15 protein-coding genes are annotated in these 13,632 nt (G+C 46.7%); 9 read left to right on the forward strand and 6 right to left on the reverse strand.

Annotated features, from left to right (window positions below; genetic code table 11):
• Window positions 1–8: 8 nt before the first annotated feature.
• Window positions 9–752 (reverse strand): sulfite exporter TauE/SafE family protein, encoded by a 744-nt coding sequence (locus BS617_RS02960; protein WP_075171415.1) that lies wholly within the window; start codon window positions 750–752, stop codon window positions 9–11.
• A 146-nt stretch (window positions 753–898) separates the two neighbouring features.
• Window positions 899–1,612: a ComFC family protein gene (locus BS617_RS02965; protein ID WP_075171416.1), complete on the reverse strand. Its 714-nt coding sequence runs from the start codon at window positions 1,610–1,612 to the stop codon at window positions 899–901.
• 143 nt (window positions 1,613–1,755) lie between these two features.
• Between BS617_RS02965 and bioB the strand changes: the two genes are divergently transcribed.
• The 7 genes from bioB (at window position 1,756) to BS617_RS03000 (ending at window position 7,696) form a co-directional block, all read left to right on the forward strand.
• Window positions 1,756–2,799 carry a biotin synthase BioB gene (gene bioB / locus BS617_RS02970; RefSeq protein ID WP_075171417.1) on the forward strand — a complete coding sequence of 348 codons (1,044 nt, stop codon included), beginning with the start codon at window positions 1,756–1,758 and terminating at the stop codon, window positions 2,797–2,799.
• Window positions 2,800–2,882: 83 nt separating this feature from the next.
• Entirely contained in the window at window positions 2,883–4,043 is a 1,161-nt protein-coding gene (gene bioF, locus BS617_RS02975) for an 8-amino-7-oxononanoate synthase (protein ID WP_075171418.1), read from the forward strand.
• Window positions 4,040–4,858: an alpha/beta fold hydrolase gene (locus tag BS617_RS02980; protein WP_083609915.1), complete on the forward strand. Its 819-nt coding sequence runs from the start codon at window positions 4,040–4,042 to the stop codon at window positions 4,856–4,858. The genes bioF and BS617_RS02980 overlap by 4 nt, the downstream gene beginning before the upstream one ends.
• Window positions 4,858–5,673, forward strand: coding sequence for a malonyl-ACP O-methyltransferase BioC (bioC, locus tag BS617_RS02985; RefSeq protein WP_075171419.1), 816 nt, complete (start codon window positions 4,858–4,860; stop codon window positions 5,671–5,673). The genes BS617_RS02980 and bioC overlap by 1 nt, the downstream gene beginning before the upstream one ends.
• Window positions 5,673–6,359, forward strand: coding sequence for a dethiobiotin synthase (bioD, locus tag BS617_RS02990; RefSeq protein ID WP_075171420.1), 687 nt, complete (start codon window positions 5,673–5,675; stop codon window positions 6,357–6,359). Before bioC ends, bioD begins: the two co-directional genes overlap by 1 nt.
• Before the next feature lie 182 nt (window positions 6,360–6,541).
• The gene (locus BS617_RS02995) at window positions 6,542–6,787 is read left to right on the forward strand and encodes a hypothetical protein (RefSeq protein WP_075171421.1); all 246 of its coding nucleotides are present in this window, start codon (window positions 6,542–6,544) and stop codon (window positions 6,785–6,787) included.
• Window positions 6,788–6,826: 39 nt separating this feature from the next.
• Complete coding sequence (locus BS617_RS03000; RefSeq protein WP_083609916.1) at window positions 6,827–7,696, forward strand: putative metalloprotease CJM1_0395 family protein; 870 nt, start codon at window positions 6,827–6,829, stop codon at window positions 7,694–7,696.
• 14 nt (window positions 7,697–7,710) lie between these two features.
• Here BS617_RS03000 and BS617_RS03005 read toward each other — a convergent pair whose 3' ends face one another.
• The 4 genes from BS617_RS03005 to xseA all read right to left on the reverse strand — a co-directional run bounded on the left by BS617_RS03005 (window position 7,711) and on the right by xseA (window position 11,609).
• Entirely contained in the window at window positions 7,711–8,484 is a 774-nt protein-coding gene (locus BS617_RS03005; RefSeq protein ID WP_075171423.1) for an alpha/beta fold hydrolase, read from the reverse strand.
• 120 nt (window positions 8,485–8,604) lie between these two features.
• Window positions 8,605–9,231: a BamJ family beta-barrel-assembly machinery protein gene (gene bamJ, locus BS617_RS03010; RefSeq protein ID WP_075171424.1), complete on the reverse strand. Its 627-nt coding sequence runs from the start codon at window positions 9,229–9,231 to the stop codon at window positions 8,605–8,607.
• A 54-nt stretch (window positions 9,232–9,285) separates the two neighbouring features.
• Window positions 9,286–10,146, reverse strand: a complete 861-nt coding sequence (locus BS617_RS03015) for a peptidoglycan DD-metalloendopeptidase family protein (RefSeq protein WP_075171425.1) — start codon at window positions 10,144–10,146, stop codon at window positions 9,286–9,288.
• Window positions 10,143–11,609: an exodeoxyribonuclease VII large subunit gene (gene xseA, locus BS617_RS03020; protein ID WP_075171426.1), complete on the reverse strand. Its 1,467-nt coding sequence runs from the start codon at window positions 11,607–11,609 to the stop codon at window positions 10,143–10,145. Before xseA ends, BS617_RS03015 begins: the two co-directional genes overlap by 4 nt.
• A 144-nt stretch (window positions 11,610–11,753) precedes the next feature.
• Here xseA and BS617_RS03025 point away from each other — a divergent pair, with 144 nt between their 5' ends.
• Both BS617_RS03025 and BS617_RS03030 read left to right on the forward strand, forming a co-directional pair.
• A complete protein-coding gene (locus tag BS617_RS03025; protein WP_075171427.1) occupies window positions 11,754–12,650 on the forward strand; it encodes a LysR family transcriptional regulator in 897 nt (298 codons plus the stop codon).
• 114 nt (window positions 12,651–12,764) lie between these two features.
• Window positions 12,765–13,565 carry a putative hydro-lyase gene (locus BS617_RS03030; protein ID WP_075171428.1) on the forward strand — a complete coding sequence of 267 codons (801 nt, stop codon included), beginning with the start codon at window positions 12,765–12,767 and terminating at the stop codon, window positions 13,563–13,565.
• The last annotated feature ends 67 nt before the right edge of the window (window positions 13,566–13,632 follow it).

Below are 13,632 nucleotides of genomic sequence, written 5' to 3' on the forward strand. Positions count from 1 at the left end.
CACTGGCCTTAAGTAAACGCGTCATAAAGAAGTTTGATACCCATTAAGAGCAGAAAACTATAGCAAACCTTATAGAACCACACGTCGTCAATTCGTTTGTGGATAGCCACGCCCATTAACACACCAATGGGAGCAAGCACGGCTAACGCTAAAGATGTCGTTAACGTTTCAGCAGTAAATTGCCCGAGCATGGTATACGGCACAAGCTTAGTAAAATTGATGGCCGTAAAAAAGATAATAGTTGTGCCAGCATACTCAGCGCGAGGTAAGCGTAAAGGTAGTAAATAGGCATTCAGCGGCGCACCACCGGCATGGATACCAAAACTGGTAAAGCCTGCTAACGCCCCCCATAACGAACCGGCAACTTTGTTTGGTTTTTTAGCTGGGCGGTTTTGGGGCTTAAACCAAAAATTTAATGCAAATAGTAGAGAGATGCCGCCTACAATAATGCGTATATGATCTGCTGTTAGATACTTGAAGGTAAGTGCTCCCAACACAATACCGATACCGGCGGCGGGTAGTAGTTGTAATAAAAGACTTCTATTAACCGAGCCTTTAAATTTCCAAATACCTACGATATCCATTAAACACAGTATGGGAAGTTGTATGGCTGCTGCTTGTTGAGGTGCGATAACTAAGGCCATCATGGGGACCGCTATTAGCCCAAGGCCTCCGCCAAATCCGCCTTTTGATATTGCCGTAATTAGTACCGCTGGAATAGCAACCGCATAAAAAAACGGATCCGTAATCATGACTCATCCTTTGTAGGTTCTTATGTCGGGGCATTGTAGCAGTGCGGCTGCTTTGCTGGCAGCCATTATACGCAAAGGAGTGTTGTTATATCCGTCTGTTTTTAAAGGCTTCCTGGATCTTCTAATAGGTCCGCCTATCATATTCTTTAATCGAGAAAGTCAGGCTCAGGTGTGCGAGCTAAAACCCAAATATCGACTTGCTGTACTCCTGCTAAAAGGAGAGTCTTGGCAATGGCGGCCGCTGTAGTACCTGTCGTCATTACATCATCTATCACGGCCACATGGGAATAAGCAGGGCCTTGATAACGGAAATGCGCTTTCAGGTTACGGCGTCGGTTAAAGCTGTCTAGCTGTGCCTGTGCTTGTGAGGCTTTTACTTTGGTAAGTGATACATAGTCTGTCGGGATGTGTAGAGATTGACTCAAGTGTCGGCATATCCATTCTGATTGATTAAAACCTCGGGTAATGCGTCTCGTAATATGAATAGGTACCGGGATCAAAATCTCCGGTAATGCTTGATGTCGATTGTTAATTTGTCGGATGAGGCAGTCGGTCATCCAGTGGTGATGATGCAAGCCTCGACTGCTTTTTAAGCGAGGTAGTAACGCATTGATAGGAAATAAATATAAAAAGGCTGCTGTCGTATTTGTATAGGGAGGAGGGTGCTGCAAACATTGCCCACATAAATACCCTGAGCGCTGTGCATTCAATGGCAAACCACATTGGAAGCAAGTAAGGTTTGCCCAAGGTAGGTCCTCTAGGCATGGTCTACACAGCTCGCTATCTTGAGCGTGCGGCAAGGAGCATAGCAGACATTTCTGTTTGTTTTTTATACAGATGTTTTTAAATATAGATAACATTGGTTGACAGTTCCTTCTGTCGAATTATGATGGGTCTATATACGCACGACTTAAAATAGAGTGTGCTTGGCTTAGCAGCATTTTAATCAGACTAAGGTTTTCTATAGTGCTCAAGCCAAGCTGAACACCAACGGAGCAAGACAATGAACAACGCCGCACCAATTCGTAATGACTGGACAGTCGCAGAGGTTCAAGCCCTGTTTGATCAGCCGTTTAATGATCTATTATTTCAAGCACAGACTGTTCATCGTCAGCACTTTAACCCCAATGAAGTGCAAGTGAGCACATTGCTCTCTATCAAGACTGGTGCTTGCCCAGAAGATTGTAAATATTGCCCACAAAGTGGACATTACAATACGGGCTTAGAAAAAGAGCGTTTGCTTCAAGTTGAAAAAGTCATCGAGAAAGCCAAGCAAGCGAAAGCGTCAGGCTCCACCCGTTTTTGTATGGGGGCCGCTTGGAAGCACCCCGCAGACAAAGATATGCCCTATGTGGTTGAGATGGTTAAGCAAGTCAAGGCATTAGGTTTAGAAACCTGCATGACGTTGGGAATGCTGACCGAAGATAAGGCTGAGCAATTAGCTGATGCTGGTCTTGATTATTACAACCACAACCTTGATACCTCTCCTGAATTTTACGACAAAATCATCACTACTCGTTCATTTCAAGACCGCCTTGATACCTTAAGTAATGTACGTAATTCGGGTATGAAAATCTGTAGCGGTGGTATTTTGGGAATGGGTGAGACCGCGACCGACCGTATAGGTTTATTGCGCCAGCTAGCGAATATGGATGTTCAGCCAGAGTCTGTTCCTATCAATATGTTAGTGAAAGTGAAAGGTACTCCGCTAGAGAATGTGGATGACTTGGACCCGCTGGATTTTATCCGCACAATCGCTGTAGCACGAATTATGATGCCAGCTTCCCATGTGCGTTTGTCCGCAGGTCGGGAGAAAATGTCTGATGAAATGCAGTCGATGGCCTTTTTTGCCGGTGCTAATTCTATTTTCTACGGCGAGTGCTTATTAACGACACCAAATCCAGAAACACACCGTGATTTGCAACTGTTCAAACGCTTGGGTATTAATCCTGAGCAGCGGATAGAAGAAGATGATCAAGCGCAAGAAGCAGCGATTATCAATACGTTACAAAAACAGCAAGACAGCTCGCATTTTTACGAAGCTTAATGCCATCATCTACAGCCACGGGGGTGTTTGCTGTGCCGTTGGATAGCTAATACCCCTGTCGGTTTCTTTTTAGGTTATGTTCGATGTCATTCGATCAGTTACAAGCCTCACTTGATCAGCGTCGTAGCGATGCTCTGTATCGCCAACGCGCATTGCTACAAAGTCCTCAGCAACCAGAAGCGGTTATTGATGGCCAATCCTATTTAGCCTTTAGCTCTAATGATTATCTTGGCTTAGCTAATCATCCTGAGTTAATCCGAGCGTTCCAGCAAGCAGCCAATGAATATGGAGTGGGTGGCGGATCATCGCATTTAGTGAGTGGACATAGCGTGCATCATCATGCGCTGGAAGAAGAGCTGGCTGCTTTTACTGGGCGAAAACGAGCCCTACTCTTTTCGAACGGCTATATGGCCAATATTGGTGTGATCAATGCGTTATTAGATAAGCAAGATGCTGTTCTTCATGATCGGCTTAATCATGCTTCGCTACTGGACGCCGGTTTGTTATGTGGCGCCCGCTTTCAGCGGTATTTACATAATGATATTGGCAGCTTAAAGCAGCGCTTAAGCCGCTGCGAAACGGCCCGTCGTACCCTAGTTGTCACCGATGGCGTATTTAGCATGGATGGCGATGTGGCGGATTTACCCGCGATATGTGAAACGGCTAAAGCAGCTAAAGCGTGGGTGATGGTTGATGATGCGCATGGATTTGGAACATTAGGCCCAACCGGAGGAGGGTGTGCTGAGCACTTTGGATTGGATACTGATCATCTCCCAGTATTAATGGGAACACTCGGCAAAGCTTTTGGTACTTATGGCGCTTTTGTTGCAGGCGATGAGGCGCTTATAGAAACATTAATTCAACACGCTCGTAGTTATATCTACACCACCAGTATGCCACCTGCAGTAGCGGCTGCAACGCGGGTCAGTTTGCAGTTAGTTATCAAAGAACAATGGCGGCGAGAGCATCTTGCGTTACTAATTGATCAGTTTCGTAAAGGTTGCCAGCAACTTGGCTTAGAGCTAATGGATTCCCCAACGCCAATCCAGCCGATCTTGATAGGTGATTCAGAAAAAGCGCTACAGGTTAGCGCCGCGTTGAAAGCAAAAGGGATTTGGTTAACGGCAATTCGGCCCCCGACGGTTCCACAAGGGGGTGCACGGTTACGGGTGACGTTAACGGCGGCGCACACTGAGGCACAGGTTACGCAATTACTTGAGGCGTTATCAGAGGTTGCTGTATGAAGGTGGTTGTAGAGGGCGGTGTTCATATCAGAGTGGCAGGTGATGTGCAGCATCCACTGTTAGTTTTACTTCACGGTTGGGGAATGACGGGGGAAATCTTCGACCCTATAGTGAGTCAGCTGAGTGAGCACTTTCGGGTGGTCATACCTGATTTGCCCGGGCTTGGACAATCTGAACCCGCCCTCGCATCAAATGGTTTGACGTTGGCTGGTTTGTCGCGCCAACTTTTTGAAGCTTTAACCCCCGTTTTGACTGATAAAGCCATGATTGTGGGCTGGTCGTTAGGAGGTAATGTGGCAGTACAGCTAGCTGCTGATTACCCAGAGAATATTACGGGGGCGATATTAGTGGCCTCGAATCCTTGTTTTGTAGAACGACCAGACTGGCCGACGGCTATGCCAGAATCGACTTATCAGTCATTTTCCGAGGCACTCCAAGAAAATCCAGATAAAGTGTTGCAGCGCTTTGCGTTATTGCAAGTTAAAGGTGACCCCAATGCACGCGTCCTGCTAACGAGGATCAAAAAGTTGTTATCGGAAGCGGCACCAGCGCAACTGAGTGAAACCTTAAGGTTACTGGCCTGCGACAACCGCCCAGTTTTACATCAACTTCAGCAGCCTATTTTGCATGTGTTAGGTACAGAAGATACGTTGGTTCCTATCGCGTTAAGGGAAGCTTTGGCAGAAAGCTATCCTCATCATCAAATACGGACGGTTGATCAGTCAGCGCACCTGCCGTTTTTGAGTAATCCTGATCAGTTTGTGCAATATGTTTGGCAGTTTGCGGCTCAATGCCAGTGTAAGAGCGTGTTGTAATGGATAATCAGTCGCAAGCTATCAACAAGCAGCGTATTGCTGAATCATTTAGTAAGGCCGCTAGCACCTATGACAGCGTAGCGGCTTTGCAGCGTGATATAGGTCATCAATTGTTAACGCAATTGCCAGCTGTCTTTCCGGCGGACGCGAACGTGTGCGATTTAGGCTGTGGTACAGGGTATTTTACCGAATACTTAGTCAATAGATGCGTTGCTCCGGTTAAATTGGGCGCTGTTACTGCCGTTGATTTAGCTCATGGAATGCTAACCCACGCCCGCAATATGCGTGCGCTCGCGCCGGTTAATTGGGTATGTGGTGATGCGGAACAATTGCCACTTGCCAGTGATGCAGTTCATTATTTGTTTTCCAGCTTAGCCATTCAGTGGTGTCAAAATTACCCAGCGCTGTTTCAGGAAATAGAACGCGTTTTAGTGTCGGGTGGGGAAGCGCACATCGCAACGCTTGGCCCCCATACACTGTATGAGTTGCGTGAAGCGTGGGCCTGTGTTGATTCATTTACCCACGTCAACCAGTTTACGGATCTTCCGGAATTGATTAACGCAATGGCTGCAGCATCCTCGCTTACCTGTGAAGTAAAGGTAGCGAACACAGTGCTTCAGTATGCGGAGCTAAAGCAGTTAACGCATGAGCTCAAGGCATTGGGAGCGCACAATATGAATGCCGGGCAATCTAAGGGCTTAACGGCTCCTCAGCGGCTAAAAGCGTTTAAGCATGCGTACGAACAACAGCGTAATGAGCACGGTTTTTTACCGGCAACCTATGAAGTTTATTATCTAACCTTAAGGAAGCCGTGATGGCAAAACGACATTTTTTTGTGACAGGAACCGATACAGATGCCGGTAAAACCTGTGTGTCTACGGGGCTATTAGTTAAAGCGAATCAACAAGGCTTACGCACGATAGGTCTCAAGCCCGTATCGGCGGGATGTGAAGATACAGAACAAGGCTTAGCTAATGATGACGCACTCAAATTACAAGCGGCGGCGACTCAGGTATTAAGTTATCCAGAAATAAATCCGTTTGCTTTCGAGCCGCCTATCGCCCCGCATATAGCAGCCGAACAAGCAGGGCGAAAGCTCAGTGCAGATCGGATAGCGGCCATGTGCCGTGGTTCTATGATGCATCCGTGTGATTTTTTACTCGTAGAAGGTGCTGGTGGTTGGCGAGTCCCACTGAATGCGCGCGAAACGTTTGCTGATATACCTCGGTTATTAAATATGCCAGTCATTTTAGTCGTAGGCGTGAAGCTGGGGTGTATTAATCATGCACTCTTAACCGCAGAGGCCATTGTGCGGGATGGTTGCCAACTGGTGGGGTGGGTTGCTAATACGATTGACCCACATATGAGCTGCTTTGATGAAAACCTAGCAACATTAACGACTAAATTTAATGCTCCTTTATTAGGTGTGGTTCCTCATTTGAGTGATGTAACTCCAGAAGGCGTGGCTGAGCATTTAGATATCAAAGCGCTGCTAGACTGATGAGTTAATACTATAAGTTGTATGTTTATTGATCAGAACTTGAAAAGATTGCATGTTCAGCGGCTAGTAAACTGGCGTATGTTGCCTACACTTATTTTGGTAGGCGTGTTTAGAGTTAGTCTCTAACGCGCATTGATGATTTCTAACATTGATAACTTCTAAATAGTAGCAAGGAGCGGCAGATGAATATCTCAAATGCTCTACAAACGGGTCTGATCGGCTTAAACCGTAATCTCGATAACAACCTTAAAGCCTCGGGTGATCAACAAGGTACAGGTCAAGTGGCCGTTGCAGAAATGGCATCCGGGCGTGATGTTGATAATGCTGTTCAACAAACCACAGTGACCCCAACTACAGAAGCGGCAACCACCAAGGTGGTAACTGATGCTTCTGAAGTTTTGGGTACCAATATCGATGTGCGCGCGTAACCGCCTAAGTGTCATAAAAACGGTTCAGCGGGTGGCATTATGATGATCACACAGGTGTCGTCTTCCATCACCTTATCCTCTTCGGCGACAAAGCGCCCAGACGTTGATTCGGTATCGAGTTCGCTCAGCAGCCAGAAAAACGAGGCGTTGGGCAAACCTGTAACTCCTCATTCCATTTCATGTGTTCCTGAATCGGGAGCGAGTGAGTCTTCAACTGCCGCTTCTGGAGCGGAATCCGTTAACCAAGTTCAAGGTAGCGCTGCGGTCACTAATGAAAGTACCGAGGCGGACCTGCAAATCGAAGCCGAGATAAAAGCACTTGCAGAGCGTGATCGCGAAGTCCGAACGCATGAGCAAATACATGCATCGATTGGGGGGAAGCATGCATCATCCCCTTCGTATAGCTATGAACGAGGTCCAGATGGGCAACAATATGCGGTTGAAGGTGAAGTGCGGATCGATACTTCCCCCGTGGCTGATGATCCGCAAGCAACATTAGAAAAAGCCGAGGTTATTATGCGTGCGGCACTGTCGGTAGCGGAGCCATCTACGGCTGATCGACAAGTGGCAGCCGACGCAAGGGCCATGGCGGCAGAAGCGCGTGCTGAGATACTCCGAATAGAATCTAACGAACAAGGGACTGAAACTGTAAAAGAGCCAGACGATGAAGCTGTTTCAGAAGTGGAGCAAGAAAAAGCACAACAAGATGAAGACATGGCTGATGCACTAAACGAAGCTCAGCAACAACAAAACGAAGTGCAAACCAGTGTTGCTGAGCAGTTTCAAGCTTTTAACGAGCGCCTCAACGACATTAATATGGCGATGCGACGAATGAACTCAGTGTTAGTAGAAACGGGCGCTTTTTCTAAATTGTTCCCCGAAGGCTCCGTAATCGATAAATCGGTCTGAGTACCATGCTTGATTTATTCCTTACTTAAAAAGCTCATTACCATCCGCGAAAATGCCACGGCTTTTTCTGCATGAGGCCAGTGGCCTGCTCCTTGGATGATTTTGAAACTCGCCTTTGGAAAAAAGCCCATAATAGCCGCTTGGTACTCGGCAATGAGGTAGTCTGAATTAGCCCCTTTGATGAATAACGTGTCCTTTGTAAACTGGGCGCCGGCTAATGCTGTAGGGGCTTTGCTTATTTCATCATACTGTTGAGTTAACACGGGTAGGTTCATACGCCAGGCAAACTGTTTCTCACTATTTCGGTATAGATTCTTTAGCAAGAAAGCGCGAACACCTATATCACTAATAAAGTGAGCTAATGAGGCGTCGGCATCTGAACGAGATTTTATGTTAGGCAAGTTTAGGGTGTTTAAACCTTTAAGCACATCATCATGATGGCGTTCGTAATGTACAGGTGCGATATCAACAATGATTAGCTGCTGAATGCGTTCAGCGTGGTTTAATGCCATTTGCATAGCAACTTTACCGCCCATTGAGTGGCCCATCAATTTAGCAGTCTTTAAGCCAAGATCATCCATTAGCTCAATAACATCGTCTGCCATGACGGAGTAGTTCATCTCATCACTGTGAGGGCTACGACCATGGTTACGAAGATCCACAGCAATAACGTTGAATGATTCACTAAGCGTCTTGATCTGGCTTCCCCAATTTTCTAACGTCCCAAATAAGCCATGCAAGATAATGAGTGGTTGGCCGTTACCGAGAGTTTGATAGTGTAGTTTCATCGATAAAATCCTTCATGGCGAGCAAGGTTGGGAGGCTAAGATAAGCGCGAGATAGATTGCAGAACTGATTGGAAGAACCTAACCCAGATTTTTAACGCCTAGGTTAGGTCGTGGCACGGCTTACAGAATGTCGAGTAACTCAACATCAAAAACCAAAGTAGCGTATGGAGGAATGCCACCTGGTGAGCCTTGAGCGCCATAAGCTAAATCAAAAGGAATGGTTAAGCGCCACTTAGCACCTACATTCATCAATTGAAGTGCTTCTGTCCAACCTGCAATAACACCGCCTACTGGGAACTCAGCAGGTTGGCCGCGATCAACAGAGCTATCGAAAATTTTGCCATCGGTAAAGGTGCCGTGGTAATGCACACGTACTTTAGAATCGGCTGTTGGTTTTGCTGATGTCGCATCGCCAGCTTCTACCACTTCGTATTGTAAACCTGACTCGGTAACAGTAACGCCTTCACGCTTAGCGTTGTCAGCTAGGAATGCGGCGCCGGCTGCGCTCGCTTCTTTGGCTTGTGCTTCACGTTCCGCTTGAATGCGTTTATTTAGCTCATCAAACGCGGCTTGGATATCAGCCACTTCAACTGCCAATGCTTCGCCGTTGTAAGCATCTTTAATACCAGCAGCAACGGCATTAAGATCGATACCTTCAAAACCGTTTTGAGCGAGCTGATCGCCCATTTGGCGACCAATGCCATAGCTGGCGTGCTGCTCCATTGTTTCAAACTTTAATTCAGACATTAATTAACTCTTAACACTAGTAAATGAGCGGGAAATCGTACCACAGGATATGGCTTAATGCTCCTTGACGAAGAGTAAAGGATCGACACGTGTATTGTTTAAGCTAACACTCCAATGCAAGTGCGGACCCGTAACCCGCCCTGTTTTACCGATCAAGCCAAGGTTGTCGAGCGTATTAACCTTATCGCCGACCTTGACGTTGATTTTGCTCATGTGGCAATACATAGTCGTGAGGCCGTTTCCGTGATCTAAAATAACGGTATTGCCATTAAAGAAATAGTTCCCGACCGCCGTAACTACTCCAGGCGCCGGTGCCCAAATTGGGTCGCCCTGAGGCGCAGCAATATCTAAACCGCTATGTGGGTTGCGGGCTTGATTGTTGTAAAAACGCTTCAAACCAAAGGGGCTACTAAACCGGCCTTTAGCAGGCAAAATAAATTCGGTAATGGGGTTAGCGTCACGCCATGCTGTAAATGCGGCTGTCATTTCCGCTTTTTCTACCTTCCAGCGTTCCACTTGAGCTGGGTCTGGATTAACGTGCTTTTTGTTCTTAATCGTCAGATATTGTGCTTTGTATTCTTTAGGCTCCACTGAAAAATAATAGTCTTTGCCGTTTGCTACCATGTGTTGGGAGTCAGCTGGTTTTATGTTGAGTGGTAGCCCTATGACGGCCGCCCAAGGCGCTTTGTTCTGCAAATACGTGCCTTGGGTTGGTGTAACCATCACCCGGTGGCTTCGGTACCAGGCATTCGGTCGTTTATTCATGTCGGTGCCTTCTAGTGGAATAATCGCAATTCCACCTGGGGTGCGTGACTCTTCAGGCAAACTGGCTGCTGAAGCCGTAGCAATAAGAGCGGCAGCACTTAGCATCCAAACTTTGACTGAAAAACGTAATCCTGAAAGCAGGGTGATCATGATGGTTCCTTATCGTTGCGTACTGTGTTTGCAGGTGAATTCAGATTGTGTGAAGTTGTTATTGCTTCATCACTATTTATCGATTCTTGAGAGTTAATTGTTTCAACACGGCAAATAAGGTTGCCATGGCGTAAACGGTTAATCACTTGATCGCCAATTTTAACGTCATTAGCATGGGTGATGACTGGCCCGTTCGCTACACCGGAGGGTGAACGCTTGTCGACGTCTACCGCTTGCACAATGGCATAGCCACGCTCCAAAGTAGCTAAAGGATTTACCGCATTTAGCCGGGTGAGTAAATTTCCCAGCTGATAGCGCTGACGATCCGTTTGGTTAACCATAGCTCGACGGAGTTTTTCGTCAGCTCGGTTTAAACGTTCACGCATGTGTTCTATTTGACGCGCTGGATGATGACGCTCGAGTTGACGGGCCGCTATGTCTGTTTGGTATCGTGCTTTGGTGAGCTGCTTTTGTATCAGCGCATGGAGACGCTTTTCGGCAAAATCGAGTCGACTGCGCTGCTCCCTTAAACGTTCACCAGGGTGACGCAAGCGTTTTTTCAGAGCGTTAAGTTGATCTTGGCGTTGATTGAGCGATATACGTAGTTGCCTTTCGAGGCGCGCACTGAGTCTGTCTATTTGGATGCGCAACGCATCTTGATCCGGGCTGATCAGCTCGGCAGCCGCTGAAGGGGTAGGAGCGCGTAGATCCGCTACTAAATCAGAAATCGAAAAGTCCACTTCATGCCCAACAGCACTAATGATAGGAATAGGGCAATCGAAGATGGCACGGGCGAGCGCTTCGTCATTGAAAGGCCATAAGTCTTCAAGAGAGCCTCCACCGCGGCCAATAATAATTAAGTCAGCCGTTTGGTGATGAATAGCAGCCTGAAGTGCTTGGATTAATTGTTGAGGGGCTTCACTACCTTGCACTACAGATGGATAAATAGTGACGGGTAAACTAGGGAAGCGTCGTTTTAACACGCTTAATATATCGTGTACGGCTGCACCGGTTGGAGAGGTGATCACCGCCAAATGGTTTGGGTGCGAGGGGATACTTTTTTTGTGAGCCGAGCTAAAAAGCCCCTCCGAAGATAACTTGGCTTTTAAGGCCTCAAAGGCTTGCTGTAGTTTACCTTCGCCGTCGGATTCCATTGAATCAACAATGAGCTGGAAGTCGCCACGGCCTTCGTACAGGCTAACTTTACCCGTGATGATGACTTGATCGCCTTCCTTAGGCGAAAAACGCACACTCATATTGCGATTACGAAACATGGCGCAGCGAACCTGTGCGCGGTCATCTTTGAGTGTGAAATACCAATGGCCAGATGCAGGGCGGGAAAAGCTGGATAGCTCGCCAAGCACTCGGATCTGGAAAAAGGATGATTCTAACAATGACTTAGCTTCACGGTTGAGCTGCGAGACAGTCAGTGCAGTTTTTTGACGATTAATTGTACTTTGCATGAAGCTATCTTAAACCAAGCATACAAACGGAGCTATGAGATTAGTAGCCAAATGGTAGACGTTAAGTAGAGAAACCTTGTCTATTCAGTACTTGTCGATCATGTGAAGGGTGTTAATCTGGCTGAGTAAATAGGAGACCTCAATGTGAATTACAAACGTCTAGAAACTTTTATTCGGGTAGCTAAGTTAGGTAACTTTCGCAAAGCGGCGGAGTTGATGCATACAACGCAACCAGCAATTTCCGCTCGCATCTCAGCACTTGAATCAGAGCTTGGCGTTAAGCTTTTTACACGGGAAGGAGGTTCTAGTCCGATAGCGCTCACGCCAAAAGGAAAAGAGTTGCTGCCTTATATCGAAAAGATTCTGTATCAATCTGAGCAGCTGCGCCGTCGGGCAGAGGTTTCAACAGCCTATTCAGGGCTATTGCGTTTGGGAGTATCAGAAACAATCGTCAATACCTGGCTTCCCGCTTTTTTGGCAAAAATACATACTGATATGCCCAAGCTTGATGTAGAGCTAACCGTTGATGTAACCAGTTCGATTGCTGCGGGAATTAAGGATCATTCGATTGATTTAGGCTTATTAATGGGACCTATATCTGAACCCAATATTGTTAATTTAGACTTGTGTACGTATACCTTGTCTTGGGTGGCAAGCCCGCAATTAAAACTACCTCGTCGTCTGCTTTATTTGGAAGAGTTAGCTCAGTGGCCCATTATTACGTATGCTCGAAACACCAAGCCCTACGCAGAAATTAATCAAAGGTTTCGTAGTTTAGAGGGGCCATCAGCCCGCTTTTTTGCTTCGGCATCACTCGCGGCATGTCGAAGCTTAACCATTGATGCCGTAGGTGTTGCTACCCTCCCTGATATTTTAATTACCAAAGAGCTGGCCGCCGGAGAACTCCATAAAATTCGTTCTATTTGGCTGCCTAGCGCCTTGAAATTTACCGCGTCTTACTCGGATGATGTGTTTAACCCAGTGGCTGAAAAAGCAGCAGAAATAGCGGTCGAGATAGCGGAGCTTTATAAAGAATCCTGATATTCGATAAAAAAAATTGATCAAATAACCCAAAAAAACACGATTAGACTTTTTATAGCGTCAACTCTTAATCTCTATAAGCAAGGAAGCGAACACATTATTTAGGAAGCCTATATGTCTCAGTCGGTCACACCATTATTGCAACAAACTGCTAATTTGCGATTGTCCATACGTCAAGGGGAGCACCGAGGGCCAACCAGCGGTTTAGCAACCGGCGCTATGCAAGGCAATATAGTTATCCTTCCTGCTGATTACGCCAATGAATTTTTACTTTACTGCCAGTCTAATCCTGTTTCTTGCCCTCTGATTGGCGTCTCCGAAATGGGTAACTATGCACTCCCTTCGTTGGGGGCTGATATCGATATGCGCTTTGACCTTCCCGAGTATTGTATCTATCGAGATGGTGAAAAAGTTGAGAGTCGTGAAAGCATTGAAGACCTCTGGCAAGACAACTTTATAGTTTTTGTTTTAGGGTGCTCTTTTTCATTTGAACATGCGTTGACTCAAGCGGGTTTGACACCGCGCAACATTGAGCAAGGTGTGAACGTTTCAATGTATGAAACTAGTATCCCTACGGTCCCAGCAGGCCGCTTTTTTGGCAATACAGTGGTCACAATGCGACCTTATGTGCCTAAAGATGCCATTCGTGCTATCCAAATTACCACCCGATTTCCCAAGGCACATGGTGCGCCCTTACATTTCGGGGATCCAACCCTTATCGGTATCAACAATTTAGCCGCCCCAGACTTTGGTGACCCTGTAGCGCTACGCGAGGGAGAGACGCCAGTTTTTTGGGCTTGCGGTGTAACGCCTCAGCTGGCTATCCGAAACGCCAAACCCCCACTGTGTATTACGCATGCTCCCGGAAAAATGCTGGTGACGGATATTCTCGATACTGATTTGGCGGTGTTTTAAGTTTCTGCTTTACCATGCCCAAGCCTTGGTGAGGGTGTGGTATTTCTCAATAACCAACAATAAGACA

This window comes from Neptunomonas phycophila (assembly GCF_001922575.1).
GTDB lineage: Bacteria > Pseudomonadota > Gammaproteobacteria > Pseudomonadales > Balneatricaceae > Neptunomonas > Neptunomonas phycophila.

Bases quoted from the DNA above. Each gene is read 5' to 3' on its own strand.
- bamJ (WP_075171424.1), bottom strand. From the start codon at position 9,231: ATGTCTGAATTAAAGTTTGAAACAATGGAGCAGCACGCCAGCTATGGC.
- bioC (WP_075171419.1), top strand. From the start codon at position 4,858: ATGGATAATCAGTCGCAAGCTATCAACAAGCAGCGTATTGCTGAATCA.
- BS617_RS03005 (WP_075171423.1), bottom strand. From the start codon at position 8,484: ATGAAACTACACTATCAAACTCTCGGTAACGGCCAACCACTCATTATC.
- BS617_RS02995 (WP_075171421.1), top strand. From the start codon at position 6,542: ATGAATATCTCAAATGCTCTACAAACGGGTCTGATCGGCTTAAACCGT.
- BS617_RS02980 (WP_083609915.1), top strand. From the start codon at position 4,040: ATGAAGGTGGTTGTAGAGGGCGGTGTTCATATCAGAGTGGCAGGTGAT.
- bioD (WP_075171420.1), top strand. From the start codon at position 5,673: ATGGCAAAACGACATTTTTTTGTGACAGGAACCGATACAGATGCCGGT.
- xseA (WP_075171426.1), bottom strand. From the start codon at position 11,609: ATGCAAAGTACAATTAATCGTCAAAAAACTGCACTGACTGTCTCGCAG.
- BS617_RS03000 (WP_083609916.1), top strand. From the start codon at position 6,827: ATGATGATCACACAGGTGTCGTCTTCCATCACCTTATCCTCTTCGGCG.
- bioB (WP_075171417.1), top strand. From the start codon at position 1,756: ATGAACAACGCCGCACCAATTCGTAATGACTGGACAGTCGCAGAGGTT.
- BS617_RS02965 (WP_075171416.1), bottom strand. From the start codon at position 1,612: ATGTTATCTATATTTAAAAACATCTGTATAAAAAACAAACAGAAATGT.
- BS617_RS03030 (WP_075171428.1), top strand. From the start codon at position 12,765: ATGTCTCAGTCGGTCACACCATTATTGCAACAAACTGCTAATTTGCGA.
- BS617_RS03015 (WP_075171425.1), bottom strand. From the start codon at position 10,146: ATGATCACCCTGCTTTCAGGATTACGTTTTTCAGTCAAAGTTTGGATG.
- BS617_RS02960 (WP_075171415.1), bottom strand. From the start codon at position 752: ATGATTACGGATCCGTTTTTTTATGCGGTTGCTATTCCAGCGGTACTA.
- bioF (WP_075171418.1), top strand. From the start codon at position 2,883: ATGTCATTCGATCAGTTACAAGCCTCACTTGATCAGCGTCGTAGCGAT.